The organism is Oceanibaculum indicum P24 (assembly GCF_000299935.1).
In the GTDB taxonomy this organism is placed as follows: Bacteria; Pseudomonadota; Alphaproteobacteria; order Oceanibaculales; family Oceanibaculaceae; genus Oceanibaculum; species Oceanibaculum indicum.
Genome location: NZ_AMRL01000013.1, coordinates 41,702 through 60,578 on the forward strand (window position 1 = coordinate 41,702; position 18,877 = coordinate 60,578).

At 66.0% G+C, this 18,877-nt stretch carries 22 protein-coding genes; 12 read left to right on the forward strand and 10 right to left on the reverse strand.

Features of this window, described 5'->3' with window-relative positions; genetic code table 11:
• Positions 1-4: 4 nt before the first annotated feature.
• Positions 5-718, reverse strand: a complete 714-nt coding sequence (locus P24_RS11165; protein WP_008944828.1) for a cytochrome b/b6 domain-containing protein — start codon at positions 716-718, stop codon at positions 5-7.
• Positions 719-921: 203 nt separating this feature from the next.
• On the opposite strand from P24_RS11165, the gene P24_RS11170 reads away from it, so the two are divergent.
• Both P24_RS11170 and P24_RS11175 read left to right on the forward strand, forming a co-directional pair.
• Positions 922-1,077: a hypothetical protein gene (locus P24_RS11170; protein ID WP_156816274.1), complete on the forward strand. Its 156-nt coding sequence runs from the start codon at positions 922-924 to the stop codon at positions 1,075-1,077.
• An 85-nt stretch (positions 1,078-1,162) separates the two neighbouring features.
• Positions 1,163-2,149: a LysM peptidoglycan-binding domain-containing protein gene (locus P24_RS11175; protein WP_008944829.1), complete on the forward strand. Its 987-nt coding sequence runs from the start codon at positions 1,163-1,165 to the stop codon at positions 2,147-2,149.
• Positions 2,150-2,155: 6 nt separating this feature from the next.
• Here the strand turns inward: P24_RS11175 and P24_RS11180 are convergent, their stop codons facing one another.
• On the reverse strand, positions 2,156-2,629 hold the full coding sequence (locus P24_RS11180) for a hypothetical protein (protein ID WP_156816275.1): 474 nt from the start codon (positions 2,627-2,629) through the stop codon (positions 2,156-2,158).
• Positions 2,630-2,782: 153 nt separating this feature from the next.
• Between P24_RS11180 and P24_RS11185 the strand changes: the two genes are divergently transcribed.
• From P24_RS11185 to P24_RS11195, 3 genes are read left to right on the forward strand one after another with little or no spacing between them, the layout of a single operon-like run.
• Positions 2,783-3,493 carry a phosphatidylserine decarboxylase gene (locus P24_RS11185; RefSeq protein ID WP_040707394.1) on the forward strand — a complete coding sequence of 237 codons (711 nt, stop codon included), beginning with the start codon at positions 2,783-2,785 and terminating at the stop codon, positions 3,491-3,493.
• Positions 3,493-4,377 carry a CDP-diacylglycerol--serine O-phosphatidyltransferase gene (gene pssA, locus P24_RS11190; RefSeq protein ID WP_008944832.1) on the forward strand — a complete coding sequence of 295 codons (885 nt, stop codon included), beginning with the start codon at positions 3,493-3,495 and terminating at the stop codon, positions 4,375-4,377. The genes P24_RS11185 and pssA overlap by 1 nt, the downstream gene beginning before the upstream one ends.
• Positions 4,374-4,982: a CDP-alcohol phosphatidyltransferase family protein gene (locus P24_RS11195; RefSeq protein ID WP_008944833.1), complete on the forward strand. Its 609-nt coding sequence runs from the start codon at positions 4,374-4,376 to the stop codon at positions 4,980-4,982. Before pssA ends, P24_RS11195 begins: the two co-directional genes overlap by 4 nt.
• On the opposite strand, the gene P24_RS11200 is transcribed toward P24_RS11195, so the two are convergent.
• Genes P24_RS11200 through P24_RS11210 form a run of 4 tightly spaced genes read right to left on the reverse strand, consistent with a single transcriptional unit; the run spans position 4,972 to position 10,324 of the window.
• Positions 4,972-8,166, reverse strand: a complete 3,195-nt coding sequence (locus tag P24_RS11200; protein WP_008944834.1) for an efflux RND transporter permease subunit — start codon at positions 8,164-8,166, stop codon at positions 4,972-4,974. The genes P24_RS11195 and P24_RS11200 overlap by 11 nt on opposite strands.
• Positions 8,163-9,263, reverse strand: coding sequence for an efflux RND transporter periplasmic adaptor subunit (locus tag P24_RS11205; protein WP_008944835.1), 1,101 nt, complete (start codon positions 9,261-9,263; stop codon positions 8,163-8,165). Before P24_RS11205 ends, P24_RS11200 begins: the two co-directional genes overlap by 4 nt.
• A complete protein-coding gene (locus tag P24_RS20285; protein WP_008944836.1) occupies positions 9,260-9,448 on the reverse strand; it encodes a hypothetical protein in 189 nt (62 codons plus the stop codon). Before P24_RS20285 ends, P24_RS11205 begins: the two co-directional genes overlap by 4 nt.
• Positions 9,449-9,475: 27 nt before the next feature.
• Positions 9,476-10,324 (reverse strand): class I SAM-dependent methyltransferase, encoded by an 849-nt coding sequence (locus tag P24_RS11210; protein ID WP_008944837.1) that lies wholly within the window; start codon positions 10,322-10,324, stop codon positions 9,476-9,478.
• 194 nt (positions 10,325-10,518) lie between these two features.
• Between P24_RS11210 and P24_RS11215 the strand changes: the two genes are divergently transcribed.
• From P24_RS11215 to P24_RS11230, 4 genes are read left to right on the forward strand one after another with little or no spacing between them, the layout of a single operon-like run.
• Complete coding sequence (locus P24_RS11215; RefSeq protein WP_008944838.1) at positions 10,519-11,292, forward strand: MotA/TolQ/ExbB proton channel family protein; 774 nt, start codon at positions 10,519-10,521, stop codon at positions 11,290-11,292.
• Positions 11,273-11,677: an ExbD/TolR family protein gene (locus P24_RS11220; RefSeq protein ID WP_040707397.1), complete on the forward strand. Its 405-nt coding sequence runs from the start codon at positions 11,273-11,275 to the stop codon at positions 11,675-11,677. Before P24_RS11215 ends, P24_RS11220 begins: the two co-directional genes overlap by 20 nt.
• Complete coding sequence (locus P24_RS11225; RefSeq protein WP_008944840.1) at positions 11,677-12,126, forward strand: ExbD/TolR family protein; 450 nt, start codon at positions 11,677-11,679, stop codon at positions 12,124-12,126. The genes P24_RS11220 and P24_RS11225 overlap by 1 nt, the downstream gene beginning before the upstream one ends.
• Entirely contained in the window at positions 12,123-13,043 is a 921-nt protein-coding gene (locus P24_RS11230; protein WP_008944841.1) for an energy transducer TonB, read from the forward strand. The genes P24_RS11225 and P24_RS11230 overlap by 4 nt, the downstream gene beginning before the upstream one ends.
• 6 nt (positions 13,044-13,049) lie before the next feature.
• Here P24_RS11230 and P24_RS11235 read toward each other — a convergent pair whose 3' ends face one another.
• From P24_RS11235 to dctP, 3 genes are all read right to left on the reverse strand, one after another.
• The gene (locus P24_RS11235) at positions 13,050-14,366 is read right to left on the reverse strand and encodes a TRAP transporter large permease (RefSeq protein WP_008944842.1); all 1,317 of its coding nucleotides are present in this window, start codon (positions 14,364-14,366) and stop codon (positions 13,050-13,052) included.
• Entirely contained in the window at positions 14,363-14,881 is a 519-nt protein-coding gene (locus P24_RS11240; RefSeq protein WP_008944843.1) for a TRAP transporter small permease, read from the reverse strand. Before P24_RS11240 ends, P24_RS11235 begins: the two co-directional genes overlap by 4 nt.
• A 95-nt stretch (positions 14,882-14,976) precedes the next feature.
• Entirely contained in the window at positions 14,977-15,978 is a 1,002-nt protein-coding gene (gene dctP, locus P24_RS11245) for a TRAP transporter substrate-binding protein DctP (RefSeq protein ID WP_008944844.1), read from the reverse strand.
• A gap of 207 nt (positions 15,979-16,185) precedes the next feature.
• Between dctP and P24_RS11250 the strand changes: the two genes are divergently transcribed.
• Positions 16,186-16,806, forward strand: a complete 621-nt coding sequence (locus P24_RS11250) for a glutathione S-transferase family protein (RefSeq protein ID WP_008944845.1) — start codon at positions 16,186-16,188, stop codon at positions 16,804-16,806.
• Between the two features lie 134 nt (positions 16,807-16,940).
• Positions 16,941-17,420 (forward strand): hypothetical protein, encoded by a 480-nt coding sequence (locus tag P24_RS11255; protein WP_008944846.1) that lies wholly within the window; start codon positions 16,941-16,943, stop codon positions 17,418-17,420.
• Positions 17,421-17,596: 176 nt separating this feature from the next.
• Here the strand turns inward: P24_RS11255 and P24_RS11260 are convergent, their stop codons facing one another.
• On the reverse strand, positions 17,597-17,920 hold the full coding sequence (locus tag P24_RS11260; protein ID WP_237740190.1) for a DUF1491 family protein: 324 nt from the start codon (positions 17,918-17,920) through the stop codon (positions 17,597-17,599).
• 132 nt (positions 17,921-18,052) lie between these two features.
• Here P24_RS11260 and P24_RS11265 point away from each other — a divergent pair, with 132 nt between their 5' ends.
• Positions 18,053-18,874 (forward strand): CoA transferase subunit A, encoded by an 822-nt coding sequence (locus P24_RS11265; RefSeq protein ID WP_008944848.1) that lies wholly within the window; start codon positions 18,053-18,055, stop codon positions 18,872-18,874.
• The last annotated feature ends 3 nt before the right edge of the window (positions 18,875-18,877 follow it).

Sequence of the window (18,877 nt, forward strand, 5' to 3'; positions counted from 1 at the left end):
CGCCTCAGCGGAGCAGGGGTGGCAGTATTTCCACGGTGAAATAGACCGCCCCTGCGGAGATTACGGCGAACAGGCCGGCAAGCCACAGGCTCGCCGGCCTTTCCATGCCCCCCACATCCATGCCAAGGCCGGGAGGCAGGTCCCTGTGGCCGGTCACCATCGCGGTGACCAGGTTTTCGCGCTTGTACAGCCGGTAATAGGCAATCGCCGCCAGGTGCAGCACGACCAGCGCGATCAGGAACCAGACCGCGATGGCGTGGGTGCGGTTGGCGATGCTGTCCACCGCGCCGGAGAACAGCCCGTTCAGCGGACCTTCGGTCAGGATGTCGTCGGAGGCGAACAGGCCGCTGCCGGCCTGTGCCAGTGCCGCCAGCAACAAGGCGATAACCGACAGCGCGCCCAGCGGGTTATGGGTGTCGGTCGGGTGGGCCTTCGGCGCTGTCAGCGTGCGCAGATAGGCCAGCACCGCCGCCGGTCCGCGCAGGAAGCTGGCAAACCGCGCGGTGCGGCTGCCGAACAGGCCCCACAGGATGCGGAAGATCACCAGCGCCAGCACCGCGTAGCCGAAGCGCATGTGCCAGGTCTTGTCGAAGCCGCCGAATTCCCCGGTCCAGTAAGCGCCGACGATGGCGCCGGCCAGCAGCCAGTGGAACAGCCGCGTCGGGATATCCCAGACGAGGGCATGGCGATAGGCGGCGGGCGGGGCAGAATCGGTCATGGGCGGGGCTCGTCAAAGGGGTAGGTCAAAACCAAGATGGCTGGCCTGCGCCGGACCTGCAAGGCCAGCCGCTGCATGCACCTGCAATTGCACTCCGGACTATCCCGATATAGGGTTTGCGCTACGGCATAAAGCGGTCCGGATAACCGGCCGATTTTGGGGGCGTGCGCAATGAATCCTTCCGACATGACGGTTTTCTGACAATGCTGCGACGTCCTTTCATCATCGGCGTGATCGGCGCCATCGTGGTGCTGGTCGCGCTGGCCCTGAATTTCCTGGTGACGTCGGAAGATGCGCCGCAGCAGGCCGCGCCCGCCACCTTGCCATCCGGCGCCAGCCGGTCCACGCGGAGCCTATAAGTACCGGCCGCCACCTCGCCCTCGGGCTGCACGCACGGCGCCGTCCACCGCCGCGACACCCTCCACGGCCCCGCAGAACCCCGCCGTGCCGGACCAGACGCCGGCGCCGCGTGCGCCCAGCTTCGATGTGGTGCGGGTGAACCCGAAGGGCGATACGGTGATCGCCGGGCGCGCTACGCCGAATTCCAAGGTGATCGTGAAGGATGGCGACCGGGTGATCGGCGAGATCCAGGCCGATCAGCGTGGCGAATGGGTGCTGCTGCCGAAGGAGCCGCTGCCGCCGGGCAACCGGCAGTTGACGCTGGAGTCGGAACTGCCCGACGGCAGCCGCCTGCAGTCGCAGGATGTGGTGGTGCTGGCGGTGCCGGAACCGCAGAAGGATATCGCCGGTCAGCCGAGCGCCGCGCCGCAGACTCCGCTGGCCATGGTCGTGCCGCGTGAGGGCAGTGGCCCGTCCACGGTGCTGCAGGCCCCCGCCGCGCCGCAGCAGCCGGCGCAGCAGCCGACGGCTCCAGCGACGGCAGCCCAACCGGTGGCCCAGCCAGCGGATCAGGCCAAGCCGGCCGCTCCGGCGCCGACAGGCCCCTCCGTCGTCAGCCTGCCGGAAAACGGCAAGAAGACCGATATGCCGGTCAGCGTCGATGTGGTGGATTACGATGCCAAGGGGGCCGTGATCCTGAGCGGCCGGACCGAACCGAACGGGCAGGTGCGGGTCTATCTCGACGACAAGCCGCTGGGCGACGCACGGGCGGACGACAAGGGCAACTGGCGCCTGCAGCCCGAGGGCGAGGTGGCGGCCGGTACTTATAGGCTCCGCGTGGACCGGCTGGCGCCGGATGGCAAGGTGGTGGCGCGGGTGGAACTGCCCTTCGCCCGATCGGAGCCGCTGTCGGGCCTCCTGGAAGGCCGGGTGGTGGTCATCCAGCCGGGCAACAATCTGTGGCGCATCGCCCGGCGCACCTATGGCGATGGCATGGCCTTCACGCTGATCTATGGCGCCAACCGCGACCAGATCCGCGATCCCGACCTGATCTATCCGGGCCAGGTCTTCGTGCTGCCGCAGGTGAATTAGAGAACTTTACGCATCCTTGTCGGACGTGTCCGGCAGGGAGAGGGTGGACATCTGCCCGATATGATCGCGCAACCGGGCCAGGAACAGGGCCACCGTGGCGATCAGCAGGCTGGGCGTGGGCGGGCCTTCCAGCGGCAGTTCGACATCCAGACGGATGCGCTGGCGCGGATCGACCAGCAGCCGGGTCTCTTCCTTGACGCCGATGGCCCGCAGCGCCTCCAGGATGGCGCGGCGGCGCGCGACGGATTCGCTGCTGTAGGGCAGGATGCCGATCAGCGCGCGCATCGACAGGCGGGCCTCGCCCTCGCGGTCGTTCAGCTGCGCAATATAGGTCACCCCGTCGCAATCGAAGGCGAACTGGAAGGGGCGGGCATTATGCGGCGCCCCGTCGCCGCTGTTGGCAACCTTCACGAAAGTCCGCAGGTCGAACTCGTCGGGAACGTGATTGAGTACGGCACGGAAGGGGCTAGCGGCGTCCATCAGCATAAGGCTTTCGGCTCCGGGGCAGGATGCTGAAACTGTCACGCTGGAAGATAGTGTCAAGCTCCTAAGGAAGGGTTAAAACGGCGGCGATTGTTTCGGGCGCGTCGCTGTGTACTCTCCGCTTGCGAATGCCCATATGGTAGGGTCCCGATGGGAAACGAGAAAGGAAACGGCGTGTTGAAATCGATTCTGGTGCCGATTGCGCGGGAAGGCTGGCCCTTCATCGGGATATTCGCGGTCGGTACGCTGATCCTGTTCGCCATCTCCGATCCGCTGGGCTGGGCAGGCGTGATTCTGACCCTGTGGTGCGTCTATTTCTTCCGGGACCCGGACCGGGTGACGCCCAGCCGCCCTGGCCTCGTCATCAGCCCGGCCGATGGCGTTGTCTGCTTCGTCGGCAAGGCACCGCCGCCGGCCGATCTGGAGCTGGGTGACGCGCCGATGCTGAAGATCGGCATCTTCATGAATGTGTTCGACGTGCATGTGAACCGCGCCCCGGTGGACGGCAAGGTGTCGCGCCTGGCCTACCATCCCGGCAAGTTCTTCAACGCCTCGCTGGACAAGGCGAGCGAGCAGAATGAGCGGCACGGCATGGTCGTCGAGATGGCGGACGGCACCAAGGTCGGCAGCGTACAGATTGCCGGGCTGGTGGCCCGCCGCATCGTCTGCAAGACCGCCGAGGGGGCTACCCTGCGGGCCGGCGAGCGCTATGGGCTGATCCGCTTCGGCAGCCGGGTCGATGTCTATCTGCCGGCCAGCGCTGCCTCGCTGGCGGTACTGGGGCAGCGGATGATCGCCGGCGAGACGGTAATCGCCGACCTGACCTCCGCCGAACCGGATCGTCTGGGCGAGATTCGCTAGTGGTCGGGCTGCGGCAAAAAAGCGGGTTCAGACGGCACCGCCGGGCGCCGCGCCTGAAGGGACTGTCGATCAACCGGCTGATCCCGAACATCCTGACCGTGCTGGCGCTGTGTGCCGGGCTGACGGCGATCCGCTTCGCGCTGAATGGCGAATGGCAGCAGGCGGTGATCGCGATCTTCGCCGCCGCGATCCTCGACGGGCTGGATGGGCGCATGGCGCGCCTGCTGAAGGCGACCAGCAAGTTCGGCGCGGAGCTGGATTCGCTGTCGGATTTCATCAGCTTCGGCGTGGCGCCGGCAGTCGTCCTTTATATGTGGGGGATGAGTGGCGTTGCCGGCTTCGGCTGGGCGGTGGTGCTGTTCTTCGCCACCTGCGCCGCGCTGCGGCTGGCGCGCTTCAATACGACGCTGGGCGACCCCGAACTGCCGGCATACGCCTACAACTACTTCTCCGGCGTGCCGGCGCCGGCCGGGGCGGGGCTGGCGTTGCTGCCGATGATCCTGTCCTTCGACCTTGGCTATGACACGGTGCTGAAGCATCCGGCGCTGGTGATCGCCTGGGTATTCTTCATCGGCCTGCTGATGGTCAGCGCCATCCCGACCTTTTCGGGCAAGAAGGCGCGTATCCCGCAGGGGCTGGTGATCCCGATGCTGATCGTGGTCGGCCTGCTGGTGGCGGCACTGGTGAACGCGCCCTGGCGCACCCTGTCGGGGCTGGGCCTGCTCTACCTGCTGTGCATCCCGTTCTCCGTGCGCTCCTACCGCCGGCTGAAGGCGGAGGCGGAGCAGATGGTCGCCCAGCATGAGGCGGATATTGCTGCGTCTGGCGATGCCGTGCCCGAGAGCGGGAACGACCAGAGCGGGGAACCCCGTCCCGGCGCATGATCGACGCCGCACTGCGACGGCTGGTCGATCCGGCGCTGGATGCCGCCGGGGGCTTCCTGTCGCGCCGGGGCGTTTCCGCCAATGCCGTGACGCTGGCTGGCTTCGCGGTCGGGCTGATGGCCCTGCCGGCGCTGGCGCTGCAGGCCTATGGCCTGGCGCTGGCCTGTATTCTGCTGAATCGCCTGGCTGACGGGCTGGATGGCGCCATCGCCCGGCGGCGCGGCGCGACCGATTTCGGCGGCTATCTCGACATCGTGCTGGATTTCATCTTCTACGCCGCCGTGGCTTTCGGCTTTGCGCTGGCCGATCCGGCGGCGAACGCGCTGGCCGCCTGTTTCCTGATCTTCAGCTTCATGGGCACGGGATCGAGTTTCCTGGCCTATGCCGTGATGGCGGCGAAGCGCGGCCGCACAAGCACGGCGCGCGGCCCGAAATCGCTCTATTATCTCGGCGGGCTGACGGAAGGGGCGGAGACCATCGCCCTGTTCGTCGCGATCTGCCTCTGGCCGGGCTGGTTTCCCCAGCTCGCACTCCTCTTCGGCGCGCTGTGCTGGGTCACCACCGCGACGCGCATCCTCGCCGCGCGGCGCGACTTCACCCCTTAGTCGTGCCTTCGGCCGGAACCGGCGGCGCCTTCTTCTCCTCACGCTTCTGCCGCCGCCGTGCCCGCCAGTCGCTGACATTGGCGCGAACCTTTAGCGCCGAGGGCGTGATGACCAGCGTCAGGATGGTGGCGAAGGCCAGCCCGAAGACGATGGCGGTGGACAGCTGCACCCACCATTGCGTCGAGGGCGCGCCGATGCTGACCTCGCGGCTGATGAAGTCGATGTTCATCTGCAGCACCATCGGCATCAGGCCCAGGATGGTGGTCAGCGTGGTCAGGAAAACCGGCCGCAGACGCTGGGCGCCGGTGCGCAGCAGTGCCTCATGCGCCGGGATGCCCTGCTTGCGCATCAGATCGTAGGTATCGATCAGGATGATGTTGTTATTCACCACGATGCCGGCCAGCGCGATCACGCCGACGCCGCTCATGACGATGCCGAACGGCTTGTTCATCACCAGCAGGCCGATCATCACGCCGATGGTGGACAGGATCACCGCCGAGAGGATCAGGAAGGCGCTGTAGAAGCTGTTGAACTGGGTCAGCAGGATGATCGCCATGATGAACAGGGCGACGGCGAAGGCGCGCATCAGGAATTGCTGGGCCTCGGCCTGTTCCTTGTCCTCGCCCTTGAAGGTCACCTCGACGCGCGGATCGAGGCCGGCATCGGGCAGCCAGGCGCGCAGTTCCCGCACCTTGTCGTCGGCCAGCACGCCGGGCTGCACATCGGCCTTCACCGACATGATGCGCCGCCCGTCCACGCGCTTCAGCTCGCCGACCTTCTGTTCGGGATTCTCGGTGACGAAATTGCTGATCGGGATCAGCCCCTGCTCGGTCTGGATGCGCAGCTGGCCGAACCGGTCGAGATTGCGGTATTCGGTCGGGAAGCGCACGACGATGTCGATTTCCTCGTCGCTGTCGTCGGGCCGGTATTCGGTGACCTTCAGCCCGTTGGTGACCAGCCGCACATAATTGCCGATCATGCTGAGATCGACGCCGAACTTGGCGGCCTGTGCGCGGTCGGCATCGATGGCCCACTGGATGCCGGGGATCGGGCGGCTGTCCTCGATATTGGCCAGCCCCTCCATGCTCTCGAACTTGGCGCGGATCTGCGCGGCTGCGGGTTCCAGCAGCGAGACGTCGAGGGCGCTGATCTCCAGCGCGACGGGCTTGCCGACCGGCGGCCCGGCCTCCTGCTTCTGCGGTTCGACGAGGATGCCGGGATATTTGCGCGAGCGTTCCACGATCTCGGCCAGGATATCGTTGGCCGGCGGGCGCTTGTCCCAGTCCTTGAACTCGACAGAGATGGTGGCGATGACATCCTCGGCTTTGTCCTGGCCGCTGCGCACCTGGGTGCCGATCGAGGAATAGACCGAATCGAAGGCATCGAGCGCCAGCACTTCGCGTTCCACCAGGATGGCGAGCTGCTTCTTCTCCTCGATGGAAAGGTTGCCGCGCGCATGCACCAGGATCTGCGCCTGTTCCGGTTCCACCTCTGGGAAGAATTCCACGCCATGGCCGTGGGTGGCGTAATACCACTGCACGAAGACCAGGGTCCCGACGGCGGCCAGCACAACCTTGCCGGGATGCGTCAGCGCCTTGTCCAGCGTGCGGATATACAGGCCGGTCGGGCCCTTGACCTGCGTCAGGTCGATGGTCTCGTTGTCGTCGTCCGAGGCTTCGGCGCTCAGCGCCTTTGCCTTCTCGGGATCGAGCGAACCGCCCGGCTTGCCGATGAAGGCGCCCAGCGTCGGCACGAAGATCAGCGCCATCAGCAGCGAGGCCGACAGGGTGGCGATCAGCGTGATCGGCAGGAACTTCATGAACTCGCCAACCACGCCTGGCCAGAACAGCAGCGGCAGGAAGGCCGCCAGCGTGGTCGCGGTGGAGGCGATGATCGGCCAGGCCATGCGCTTGGCAGCGCGGGCATAGGCGCGCTTTGGCGACTGGCCCTCGGCCATCTTGCGGTCGGCGAACTCGGTTAGCACGATGGCGCCGTCCACCAGCATGCCGACGGCGAGGATCAGGGCGAACAGCACCACGATGTTGATGGTGATGCCCATGGTGAAGATCACCAGGATGGCCAGCAGGAAGGAGCCCGGAATGGCGACGCCGACCAGCCCGGCCGAGCGCAGCCCCAGCGCGCCGACAATGACGATCATGACCAGCAGAACCGCGCTGATGACGTTGTTCTGAAGGTCCGTCAGCATGGTGCGGATATCCTTCGAGCGGTCCTGGCTGTAGGTGACCTTCACGGCCTCCGGCCAGAACTGCTTCTGCCGCTCCGACAAGGCGCGCACCGCCTCAATGGTCTCGATGATGTTCTCGCCGGTGCGCTTGGTGACCTGCAGCCCCACCGCCGGCTCGCCATCCAGCCGGGCGACGGATTCGCGGTCCTTGAAGGTGCGCCGCACCTCGGCTACGTCGCGCACGCGCACCACCGCATCGCCGTCGGTCTTCAGCGGCATGTCAAGGATGTCCTCGGCACTCTCGAACAGGCCCGGCACCTTCACCGGGAATCGCCCGCTGCCGGTGTCCAGCGCGCCGGCGGCGATCAACCGGTTGGACCGGTCGATGAAGGTGAGAATATCCTCCGACCGCAGGCCATAGCTTTCCAGCTTCAGCGGGTCGATCAGGATTTCCACCAGCTCCTCGCGGTCGCCGGCGATATCGACGTTCAGTACCGAGGGGATGCCCTCGATCTCGTCGCGCAGCTCGCGGGCGAGGCGGACCAGCGTGCGTTCCGGCACCGGGCCGGACAGCGTGACCACCAGCACCGGGAACAGGCTGAAATTCACCTCGGTGATGGTCGGTTCCTCGGTCTCCTCCGGCAGCTCGGACTTGGCGATGTCCACCTTTTCGCGCACATCGTCCAGCGCCTTGTCGGCATCGAAGCCGGCATCGAACTCCAGCAGCACGAAGCCGCCGCCTTCGTAGGCGGTGGACCGCATCTCCTTAACGCCCTCGATGGATTTCAGCTCCTGCTCCATCGGGCGCAGCAGCAGCCGCTCGGAATCCTCCGGCGAGATGCCCTCATGCACCAGGCTGACATAGATGGTGGGGATGTTGATGTCCGGATCGGATTCCTTGGGAATGTCGATATAGGCGACGGTTCCCGCGATCAGGATCAGCACCAGCACCGCGATGGTGGTACGGGCGCGGGCGATGGCAGCGTCGATCAGGTTCATTTCTTCGCCCCGCCATCGGCATAGCTGCCAGCGAAATTCTCCGACCGCACGGCTTCAACCTTCTGGCCCTCGGCAACGAATTCCTGCCCGACGACGATCAGGCGCGCGCGCTGTGGCAGGCCGGCCAGCCAGACGCCGTCCGTCTCGCTGGCGATGATCCTGACCGGCCGGAAGGTGACGGTGTTGTCTTGGCCCACCAGCTTCACGCCCATCTGCCCGGCATCGTTCAGGGTCAGGATGGAGGGGGTGATGAAATGCGCGGGGACGGAGTCCAGCGACAGTTTCACCGCGGCGGTCAGCCCGTCGCGGATGGCGCCGTCCCGGTTATCCAGCTCGGCCTCCACGCGGAAGGTGCGGGTGGCGCTGTTGGCGACGCTGGCGATGTAGCGGATGACGCCGGTACGGGTCTCGCCGGTGGAGAAGCGCACCTCGGCCAGATCGCCCAGTTCGAGGGACAGGGCATGGGTCTCCGGCACCTCGATGACGACCAGCATCGGGTCGGTATCGACGATCTGCGCCACCTCGTCGCCGGCCTGAACATAATTGCCGATTTCGACCATGCGGTCGTTCAGCACGCCATCGAAGGGCGCGCGGATGGTCGTGTTGGTGATATCCGTCTCGATCCGGGCGAGGGCGGCGCGGGCGGCGTCCAGCTGCGCCTGCGCCTGCGCCAGATTGGTGTCGGAGCGGAAGCCCTTGCCGGCCAGCTGCTTGGAGGCGCTGAATTCGACCTCGCGCTGGCGTACCAGCGCCCGCGCCTCTGCCCGCCTTGCCTCCCGGTCGTCCAGGGCAAGGCGCGCGATCATCTCGCCGGCGGCGACGCGCTTGCCTTTTTCCACGCCGATCTCGGTGACACGGCCATCGGTCTCGACCCGCAGCTGCACGCGTCGTTCCGCCTGGGTGAAGCCGTTGATGGTCAGCTCGCGGCGGTGCGCCTGCTCCTCGGATACGATGAACTGCACGCCGGGCAGGGCTGCCTGCGCTTCCTGCTTGGGGGCTCCGGCAGGTGCTTCGGCGGCATCGCCGAACTGGCCGGAGGCAATCCAGAGCGTGGCGGCCACCGCGAACAGAATGGCGATCCAGATCGAGGACTTCATCGCGTGTCTTCCTGCTTGCTGCTGGCGGTGGTTGTGGCGCGTTCGGCCAGGAACCGGTCGCGGTTGCTTAAAAATAGGTCGGGCGACGCGATAAGCATCCGCCCCTGCCGGCATCGGCGCGGACTATAGGAGTGCTTGCCGACGGCATCAATCGGGATGTCGTTACGAAATATTTCGCGGGTCATCCTTTGTCGCCAAAGGGTTTGATGTGTTCAGGCGGCTTTCGTTCCCGCCGCGTAACGCACATGCACCGGCAGCCGGTAATGATCGCCCTCGCGGTATTCCTGTAGCCGCCGGACGACGGCGGCCTCGACCGCCTCGCGCTCGGCGGCGCTGGCCTCCATCCACAGCTTGCCGAAGGACATGTCCAGGTTGGTGCGCCAGAAGGGCTGGTCGCCCGGCGCCTTGCGGCGCGCCTGGATCACCTGTTCCTCGACAGCGGCAAAGCCGACCTGTTCCAGCAGCCCGACCAGGGTACCGGGCTGGCCCAGGATGAAGGGCATTTCCAGGAAGGTCTCGTCCTGCGGCCCCATCACTTCCAGCACGGCGGCCATGTTGATCTGGAACACCGCATTGTCGGCCAGCGGCCCCCAGACCATGAAGCCGGCGCGCCCGCCGGGCTTCAGCACGCGCAGACATTCCCGCAATGCCTTCGGCTTGTCGGGGAAGAACATCAGGCCGAAGCGACAGGTGACACGGTCAAAACCGGCATCGGGGAAGGGCAGGGATTCGGCGTCCGCAATCTCGAAGCCGATATTGCCGGTGCGGCGGTCAGCAGCGCGACGTTTTGCCCCAGCCAGCATGCCCTCGGCCAGGTCAGTCGCGGTGACATGGCCTGTCTCGCCAACCATCTCGGCGATGGTCAGCGCCGGCTCGCCAGCGCCGGAGGCCAGATCCAGCACCCGCTGGCCCTGTGCGATTCCGACCAGTTCCAGCAGCGGTTCGTTCAGGCGGCGCGCCATTTCCGCCATTTCCTCGGCGCGCTTGTTCCAGCCAATGCCGCGGTCGTTCCAGGCGGCGCGCTGCCGTTCCTTGAACGCTTCTGTCGTATCGCGGCTCATGGCATTCTCCCTGCGGATTTGGTTTTTAGTTGCAGCTCGGTCGTCAGCGGTCATCAGATGTGCGTGCGGTGCAATAACGGCTTGTTTGCAATCAACTCGCAATCTCACTATTATGCGCGCGTTTCGCCAGCGGAAGCCTTATGCCATAGCCGTTTTCGGGCGGAAACGCATCGTCGAAAGAGCAGGATACTGGAATGAACGAGACCACCCCGTCGGCTGCGGCCGCACTTCCCGGCGCCGTTCCCACAGACGCCGTGACGCCGCCGCCCGGTGCGCTCGATCAGGCGCTGGAGCTGATCCAGGCTGGTGGCCCGGTGGTGGTGATCCTGCTGGTCTTCTCGGTGGTGGCGCTCGCCATCTTCATCATGAAGATGATCCAGTTCCAGTCGGCGCGGCTGTGGAGCCGGGGCTTCGTGGAGCCGGCCCTGACGCAGGCGCGCAATGGCCGCCTGGCGGAGGCGCTGGCGGGTCTGCGCGGCCTGCGCAGCCCGGTCGCGGAAGTCATGGCGGTGGCCATTGACGGATTCCGCCATCGCATCGCCGAGGACCGCATCCGTGAGGAAGTCGCCCGCATCGGCAGCGCCCGGCTGGAGGAGCTGCGCTCCTACCTGCGCGTCATCGAGGTGATTGCGACGCTGAGCCCGCTGCTCGGCCTGTTCGGCACGGTGCTGGGCATGATCGACGCCTTCCGCCAGATGGAAGCCGCCGGCAGCAATGTGAACCCGGCCATCCTGTCGGGGGGCATCTGGGTGGCGCTGCTGACCACGGCCGTCGGCCTCGCGGTGGCGATTCCGGCTGTGGCCATGCTGAACTGGCTGGAGCGAACCGTCGAGCGCGCGGCGCACACGATGGACGATGCGGTGACGCGGTTGTTCACCATGCCGCTGGTAGCTTCCAATCACGGCGCCGACCACGGGGAGCGTGAGGCCGCCGGCCTGCGCCAGCCGCATGCACAGCCTGCGGAGTAGCCTTCCGGCGAAGCGCCGGCAGCTGATTAGCCTGACGCCGCTGATCGACGTCGTGTTCATCCTGCTGATCTTCTTCATGCTGGCCTCCAGCTTTCTGGACTGGCGGACCATCACGCTGAACACGCCGGGGCAGGCGGTCGCAACGCCGGATATGGAAGGCGCCATGCTGGTGCGCCTGCGTGCCGACGGCTCGCTGGACCTTGCCGGCGAGGCGCTGTCGGCCGAGCAGTTGCAGACGCGGCTGCAGGCCGCCCTGGCGCGCAAGCCGGATCAGCGCGTGCTGGTGCGCCCGGAGCGCGGCGTGGCGATGCAGCGCGCGGTGGAAGTGCTGGACATGGTGACGGCGAGCGGCATCAAGGATGTCTCGCTGGTGCGGGGGCGGTGATGAGCGTTCTGAACCATGGCCGGAAGAGCGCTGGCGGCGGCCTGTTCGCCGCCGGCCGCCATCGCGAGCGGAATTCCGACGAGGGCATCATCCCCCTCATCAACGTGGTGTTCCTGCTGCTGATCTTCTTCATGCTGGCCGGCAAGCTGTCGCAGATCGACCCGTTCGAGGTGACGCCGCCGGATTCCGCGTCGGAAAGCCTGCCCGATGGCTCGACGCTGACCGTCCTGGTCGGCGCCGACGGGCGCATCGCCTTCGACGGCAAGCCGATGGAGCTGGACGCGCTGCCGGCGGCGCTGGAGGCGCATGCCAGGGACGGCGCGGTGCTGCGGCTGAAAGCCGACCAGCAGGCCGAGGCCGACCGGGTGATCGAGGTAATGGAAAGCCTGCGCGCGGCCGGCATCGAGAAACTGTCACTGCTGACCACGAAGACGGGAACAGGCGAATGAGACTCTCCCCGCGCGCCAAGCTGGCCGGGCTGATCGCATCGCTGGCGATCCATGGCAGCGCGCTGGCTTTCTTCGCTGATTTCAGCGAGGACAAGGGCACCGCGCAGGCGGGCCTCGGCGGCGTCGAGGTGGCGCTGGCGCCGATGGGTGGCGCGCCAGGCAGCGAGGCGCGCGCCGTCGAGTCGACCGAGACGGTGAAGCCGACCGAAGTGACAGAGGCGGTGAAGCCCATCGAAACGGCGGAGGTACCGGACGTTCCGGTAACGCCGGTCGAGCAGGCGCGTCCCGTGGAGCCGGTAAAGCCCATAGAACCGGTGAAGCCGGTGGAGCCCGTAAAGGTCAAGGAAGAGCCGGAGAAGGTGAAGATGGCGGAGGTTCCGCCGCCACCACCGCCGCCGCCGGTGAAGCCTGTCGTCAAGAAGCCGGAACCGCCGAAGCCGGTGCAGCAGCCCCAACCACAGGAAATCAAGCCGCAGCAGGTCGCCAAGGCAGAACCCGCCCCGGTGCAGGCGGAAGCCGCACCGGCACCGTCGGTTACCGGGTCCGCTGGCAAGTCGGGCGCCCAGGATTCGCAGAATGCCGGCACCACGAACAGCACTTCCGCGTCGGCGGGCGGCGGCATGCCGGGTTCCTCGGCCGATTATCTGGCGCTGGTGCAGGCCTGGCTGGAACGCCACAAGGAATATCCGCGCCGGGCGCAGTTGCGCCGCATCGAGGGCACGGCGGTGCTGCGCTTCGTCATGGACCGCGAGGGCAAGCTGGTTTCCTACCGGCTGGAACGCGGCTCCGGCCATTCCGTGCTGGACGAGGCGGTGCGGGAAATGATCGAGCGTGCCTCGCCCTTCCCACCGCTGCCGCCCGAAATCCAGCAGGCCAATCTGGAACTGGTGGTGCCAGTTTCCTTCTACCTGCGCTGACGTCGCTTACAGGCCCGGCCCCATCAGATAGTCGGGCAGCCAGGTGGCGATGCCGGGGAACAGGCACAGCAGCAGCATGCCGACCACCATGCACAGCATGAAGGGCAGGGCGCCGTACAGGATCGTCGGCAGCTTGATCTTCGGTGCGATGCCGTTGATGACATAGAGGTTCAGGCCGACCGGCGGGGTGATCAGCCCCAACTCCATATTGATGGTCAGGATGACGCCGAACCAAATCGGGTCGAAGCCGGCATTCACGATGATCGGCAGCAGGATCGGCGTGGTCATCAGGATGACGGCGGCCGGCGGCAGGAAGCAGCCGGCGACCAGCAGCAGGATGTTCACGAAGAACAGCAGCAGCCAGCGGTTGATGTCCAGTAGCGCAATCCATTCCGCAATGGCCTGGGTGACGTACAGGCTGGACAGCATGTAGCTGAACAGCACCGAGGTGCCGATGATCATCATGATCATCACCGATTCGCGCATGCCGTCGCGCATGATGTGCCACAGCGCGGTCGGCTGCCAGACGCGGTAGATGACGACCACCAGCAGCAGGCACAGCATGGCGCCCACGCCCGCCGCCTCGGACGGGGTGGCGAGGCCGCCATACATCGAATAGACGACGCCGGCGATGATCAGCAGGAAAGGCAGGATGCGCGGTAGCACCTCCAGCTTCTGGCGCAGCGAATAGCGCTCGCCGATCTGCGCCAGCCCCTCGCCGCGCCGCCAGCACAGGAACAGCGCCCACAGCATGAACAGGCCGGTCAGCATTAGCCCCGGCACGACGCCGGCCAGGAACAGCCGGCCGATGGAGGTCTCGGAAGCGATGCCGTACAGGATCATCGTCACCGAGGGCGGGATCAGGATTCCCAGCGTGCCGCCCGCCGCGATGGCGCCGGTCGCCAGATCGTCGGAATAGCCGCGCTTCTGCATCTCCGGGATGCCCATGCGGCCAATGGCGGCGCAAGTGGCGGGCGAGGAGCCGGTCATCGCGCTGAACAGGGCACAGGCGCCCAGATTGGAGATGACAAGGCTGCCCGGCACGCGGCTGAACCAGCGCGCCAGCGCCTCGTACAGGTCCGAGCCCGCCCGGCTGGAGGCGACAGCAGCCCCCATCAGCACGAACATCGGGATCGACACCAGGGTGAAGTCGTTCAGGCCGGCATAGAGCGTGTCGGCCAGGAACTCGATGGCGCGCAGCCCGTCGAAGGCGACCATGAAGCCGACGGCGACCACGCCAAGCCCAAAGGCGACCGGCATGCCGGTCCCCAGCACGACCAGCGTCACGAGGCCGATCAGCAGGCCAAGGGTAAGCTCGCTCATGAATGCTGCTCCGGTTCCATGCCGAACGGCATGTCGCGTCCGGTCAGCAGGCAATAGATATCGGCGACATATTGCAGGCACAGCACGCCCATGCCGATGGGCAGGGCGGCGTAATAGATCCACAGGCGCGCCCGCCACATGGAATCGGTGGTCCAGCCGCCATCATAGGCCTCCCACCACCATTCGATACCGTTCCACAGCACCAGCAGGCAGAAGCCGAGCGCGATCACCGAGGCGACGAAGGCCAGCCGCACACGCCAGCGGTGCGAGAGATAAAGCGGCAGCAGATCGACATTCACATGCCCCTTGGTCAGCAGCACATAGGGGCTGCCCACGAAGGTGGCGGCGACCAGGATGAAGGTGACGAACTCGCTCTGCCAGATCGCCGATTCCTGCAACACCGTGCGGACGAAGATCATCTGGCAGACGATGATGACCGAGGCGAGGATCATCAGGACGGCGGCAATGCCGCAAATCCGCGACAGCGCCGTGACCGTTCGGACGTAGAGCTGCATGGTCGCTCCAGAGAGGGCGGTATGTGACGGGGTAGGGGAGAGGGTTCCGCCCGTACCGCTTATCGGCACGGGCGGACTCTCTGTGGCTGGCGGGCTTACTGCACCGACAGCGCCATCTCGATCAGCTTGGCGCCGGTCGGCACCTTTTCCGAGAAGGTCTTGTAGGAGGTCTTCTTCGCCACCTCGCGCCAGGCATTGGCCTGTGCGTCAGACATGGTGACGACCTTCACATTGTTCTTCGTGTAGGCCTCGACCAGCTTCTCGTCGAGCTTCTTGCTCTCCGCCGCGAAATAGTCTTCCGACTTCTTCGCCGCCTTCATCAGCGCGTCCTGCTGGTTCTTGTTCAGTTTGTCGAAGCTGCGCTTGGACATCAGCACCGGCTCGTACATGAACCACAGCGCATTGTCGCCGGGAGCGGTCAGGCAGGAGAGCTGCTCATACAGGCGGAAGGAGACGAAGCTGCCCGCGCTGGTGTCGGTGGCATTGGCCACACCGGTCTGCAGCGCGTTATAGACCTCGTTGGACGGGATCGAGACGATGGACGCCCCGGCGCCGGCCCACATCTCGGCGAAGGTGGCACCGGCCGAGCGCGCCTTCAGGCCCGCCGCGTCCTGCGGCTCCAGGATGCACTTGTCCTTGCCGCCGAAGGCGCCGGCCAGCCAGGCATCGGCCAGCACGATGACGCCGGCATCCTCGATGATCTTCTTGATCTCACCCATGAAGGGCGACTTGTTCAGGCGCTTGGCATGGTCATGATTCTTCACCAGGCCCGGCATCAGCGTGGCGCCGAATTCCGGATGGCGGCCGCTGGCATAATCGAGCGGGAAGGCCGTGATGTCGATCTGGCCCTTCAGCATCGCCTGCCACTGTTCCTTCGGCTTCACCAGCGAGGCGCCGGGGAACACCTTGATCTCCATGCCGACATTGGCTGCCGCGACCTCACGGGCGATGATCTGCACCATCTCGTCGCGCACATCGCCCTTGCCGCCGGGGAACTGGTGCGAGGCCTTCAGCTCGACCGCTGCCGCATCCTGTACGGCAAGGGCCGCCATCGCCACACCGGCGAATGCGGCCAGAATGAACCGGTTACGCTTCATTGGTTTTCCTCCCTGTGAAAGCGTTTTTCATTTTTTGTAAAACCAGTATGAGACGAAAAATGTGCGCATCACAACAGTCTCTGTATTGGGCTCTGTTTGGTGGCGGGCAGGGGGCAAAATAATACCGCCCATCGGGGCTTGCCGTGGGGCCCGTCCCGTCGCACTCTGCGAGCCGGTCGCATTGACCTAACCGAGGGGGCGAAATCCATGCTGCGCATCTGGGGCCGCAACAATTCCATCAATGTCCAGAAGGTGATGTGGTGCGTCGGCGAGCTGGGGCTGACGCATGAGCGTATCGATGCGGGCCGCGAATTCGGCCTGACCGGCGAGGACTGGTACCGCAAGATGAACCCGAACGGGCTGGTGCCGGTGATCGACGATCGCGGCTTCGTGCTCTGGGAATCCAACGCCATCGTCCGCTATCTGGCGGAGACCTACGACCATGGTGGCCTGTGCCCCGCTGATGCGAAGAAGCGCGCGCAGGCCGGCCAGTGGATGGACTGGGCCACGACCATTCTGGGCGCGCCGATGACCACTGCTTTCTGGCAACTGATCCGCACGCCCGAGGCGGAGCGCGACATGGGCGCGGTTGAGAAGGCGGCTGAGGCGCTGGGCAAGCATTACGCGCTGCTGAACCGGCATCTCGACAGCCGGCTCTACATGCTGGGCGAGCGGCTGACCATGGCGGACATCCCGGTCGGCGCCTTCGTGCACCGCTGGTACGCGCTGGACGTGCCGCACCCGGAGCTGCCGTCCTTGCGTGCCTGGTATCAGCGGTTGACCGAGCGGGAGGCGTTCCGCACCCATGTCATGCTGCCGCTGACGTGATCCGCCTGTTCCGAACGGTATTGGAGGCCGCCCAAAAACGGCCCGAATGAGGTTTCATCATCCCTGTCGTCAAAGGTTAAGCTTAGGCCGCTACGATGCGATACCGGACACACAAAAGAAGCGAGGCTAACATCATGTCGATTTCCCCCCGGTTCCGAACCGCTTCCGGTTTCCTGTCCCGTATGGTTGTCGCCGCGTCCCTGGCTGTCGCCGGGTTGGCCGGGACCGCCCCCGCGCCGGCCAGCGCGCAGGTCAGCGCTCAGGCCTCCGGCATCTCCATCGAGCTCAACAAGCTGGAGGAGCAGCCGAATGCCTGCCGCGTCTATATGCTGTTCGAAAATCCGGGCCAGACCGAGTTCAGCGAATTCCAGCTCGACCTCGTGCTGTTCGATACCAATGGCGTGATCGCCCGCCGCCTGTCGCTGGACGCCGCCCCCTTGCGGGCCGAGAAGACCAGCGTGAAGCTGTTCGATATCGACGGGCTGGCCTGCCCGAAGATCGGCCGCATCCTGCTGAACGACATGCTGGGCTGCGCCGATGCCTCGGGCAAGCGCAGCGACTGCCTGAAGCTGATCAAGCCTTCCAGTCGGGTCGACGCCAAGTTCGTGAAATAGGGGTAAGAAAACCCTCTCCCCAACGCGGGAGAGGGCGGTGAGCGTAAGCGAACCGGGTGAGGGGGCGACTCTGACCGTGCAATTACCCCTCACCCAGCTGCGCCTAATTCGCTCTCGCTCATAAGGCTCCGCAACCCTCTCCCGCAAGGGGAGAGGGCATTTAACAGTAGAGCCCCCTACATCACCTTGCCGGGGAACGGGTGTTCCCCGGTGCGCGATTCGACCTCGATGACCCAGATGTCCGGGTCGCGCCCGACCGCGCGCTCGATATAGGCGTCAGCCTCGGCTTCCGGCACCAGCGCGCCATCGAAGGCGGCCAGCCAGCCCAGATTGCCGTCCAGATCGCGGGCCTGGCTCAGCAGCTGGCAGCCCTGTTCCAGCCGGTTCACCTTCAGCAGCACCGTCGCCCCGGCCTCCGCCCCCTTGCGCAGCACATAGGCCGGCAGGTTGCGCGCCATGCATTGGCGCAGGTGAGCCTTGACCCAGATGTCCGTGGTCAAGCGCGGTTCTTCCATCCTAGACTGCCTTTCAAGAATTCAGCGACCGTTCCTGCCGCCTTATCCCATGCCGGGAAGGGCGCGCCAAGGACAGCATAAGAGCCGCAGCATATCTTGAGGAAGGAAACGGACGATATGAGTGCGACCTCATTCACCGTCGATCAGCTGGCCCAGCGCATCCCGGACGGGGCCAAAATCGCCCTGCCGCCGGATTATTCCGGCTGCGCCATGGAAGTGGTGCGCGCGCTGATCCGGCGCGGTGCTAAGAATCTGCACATTGTCGGCGTGCCCTCGGTGGGGCTGCAGGGCGACATGCTGATCGGCGCCGGCTGTGTCGGCACGCTGGAGACAGCGGCGGTCACCATGGGCGAGCTGGGCATAGCACCCCGCTTCATCGCCGCCGCCAAGGCCGGCACCATCAAGCTGCGCGACGGCACCTGCCCGGCCATTCATGCCGGGTTGCAGGCGGCGGAGAAGGGCATCCCCTACATGCCGCTGCGCGGCGTGCTGGGCAGCGATCTGGTCGCGCATCGCGACGACTGGAAGGTGGCTGAAAACCCGTTCGGCGAGAATGATCCGATCCTGCTGGTCCCGGCGATCCGCCCGGATGTGGCGCTGTTCCATGTCCGCAAGGCCGACCGCAAGGGCAATGTCTGGATCGGCGTGCGGCGCGAGCTGATGCTGATGGCGCATGCCGCGAAGGAATGCCTGGTCACCGCCGAGGAGATCGTCGAGGGCGACCTGCTGGCCGACGAGGCGACGGCGGCCGGCACCATCCCCGGCCTCTATGTCACCGCCATCGCGGAGGCGAAGGAGGGGGCCTGGCCGGTCGGCCTGGGTGGCGCCTATCCGGCCGATGCCGGGCATATCGCGGATTATTACGAACAGGCACGCAGCGACGAGGGCTTCCGGAGCTACCTCGCGCAGCATGTGCTGACCCGTAACGCGGCGGAGTGACCC

Bases quoted from the DNA above. Each gene is read 5' to 3' on its own strand.
- P24_RS11165 (WP_008944828.1), bottom strand. From the start codon at position 718: ATGACCGATTCTGCCCCGCCCGCCGCCTATCGCCATGCCCTCGTCTGG.
- P24_RS11170 (WP_156816274.1), top strand. From the start codon at position 922: ATGCTGCGACGTCCTTTCATCATCGGCGTGATCGGCGCCATCGTGGTG.
- P24_RS11180 (WP_156816275.1), bottom strand. From the start codon at position 2,629: ATGGACGCCGCTAGCCCCTTCCGTGCCGTACTCAATCACGTTCCCGAC.
- P24_RS11185 (WP_040707394.1), top strand. From the start codon at position 2,783: ATGGGAAACGAGAAAGGAAACGGCGTGTTGAAATCGATTCTGGTGCCG.
- P24_RS11195 (WP_008944833.1), top strand. From the start codon at position 4,374: ATGATCGACGCCGCACTGCGACGGCTGGTCGATCCGGCGCTGGATGCC.
- P24_RS11200 (WP_008944834.1), bottom strand. From the start codon at position 8,166: ATGAACCTGATCGACGCTGCCATCGCCCGCGCCCGTACCACCATCGCG.
- P24_RS11205 (WP_008944835.1), bottom strand. From the start codon at position 9,263: ATGAAGTCCTCGATCTGGATCGCCATTCTGTTCGCGGTGGCCGCCACG.
- P24_RS20285 (WP_008944836.1), bottom strand. From the start codon at position 9,448: ATGACCCGCGAAATATTTCGTAACGACATCCCGATTGATGCCGTCGGC.
- P24_RS11210 (WP_008944837.1), bottom strand. From the start codon at position 10,324: ATGAGCCGCGATACGACAGAAGCGTTCAAGGAACGGCAGCGCGCCGCC.
- P24_RS11215 (WP_008944838.1), top strand. From the start codon at position 10,519: ATGAACGAGACCACCCCGTCGGCTGCGGCCGCACTTCCCGGCGCCGTT.
- P24_RS11220 (WP_040707397.1), top strand. From the start codon at position 11,273: ATGCACAGCCTGCGGAGTAGCCTTCCGGCGAAGCGCCGGCAGCTGATT.
- P24_RS11225 (WP_008944840.1), top strand. From the start codon at position 11,677: ATGAGCGTTCTGAACCATGGCCGGAAGAGCGCTGGCGGCGGCCTGTTC.
- P24_RS11230 (WP_008944841.1), top strand. From the start codon at position 12,123: ATGAGACTCTCCCCGCGCGCCAAGCTGGCCGGGCTGATCGCATCGCTG.
- P24_RS11235 (WP_008944842.1), bottom strand. From the start codon at position 14,366: ATGAGCGAGCTTACCCTTGGCCTGCTGATCGGCCTCGTGACGCTGGTC.
- P24_RS11240 (WP_008944843.1), bottom strand. From the start codon at position 14,881: ATGCAGCTCTACGTCCGAACGGTCACGGCGCTGTCGCGGATTTGCGGC.
- dctP (WP_008944844.1), bottom strand. From the start codon at position 15,978: ATGAAGCGTAACCGGTTCATTCTGGCCGCATTCGCCGGTGTGGCGATG.
- P24_RS11250 (WP_008944845.1), top strand. From the start codon at position 16,186: ATGCTGCGCATCTGGGGCCGCAACAATTCCATCAATGTCCAGAAGGTG.
- P24_RS11255 (WP_008944846.1), top strand. From the start codon at position 16,941: ATGTCGATTTCCCCCCGGTTCCGAACCGCTTCCGGTTTCCTGTCCCGT.
- P24_RS11265 (WP_008944848.1), top strand. From the start codon at position 18,053: ATGAGTGCGACCTCATTCACCGTCGATCAGCTGGCCCAGCGCATCCCG.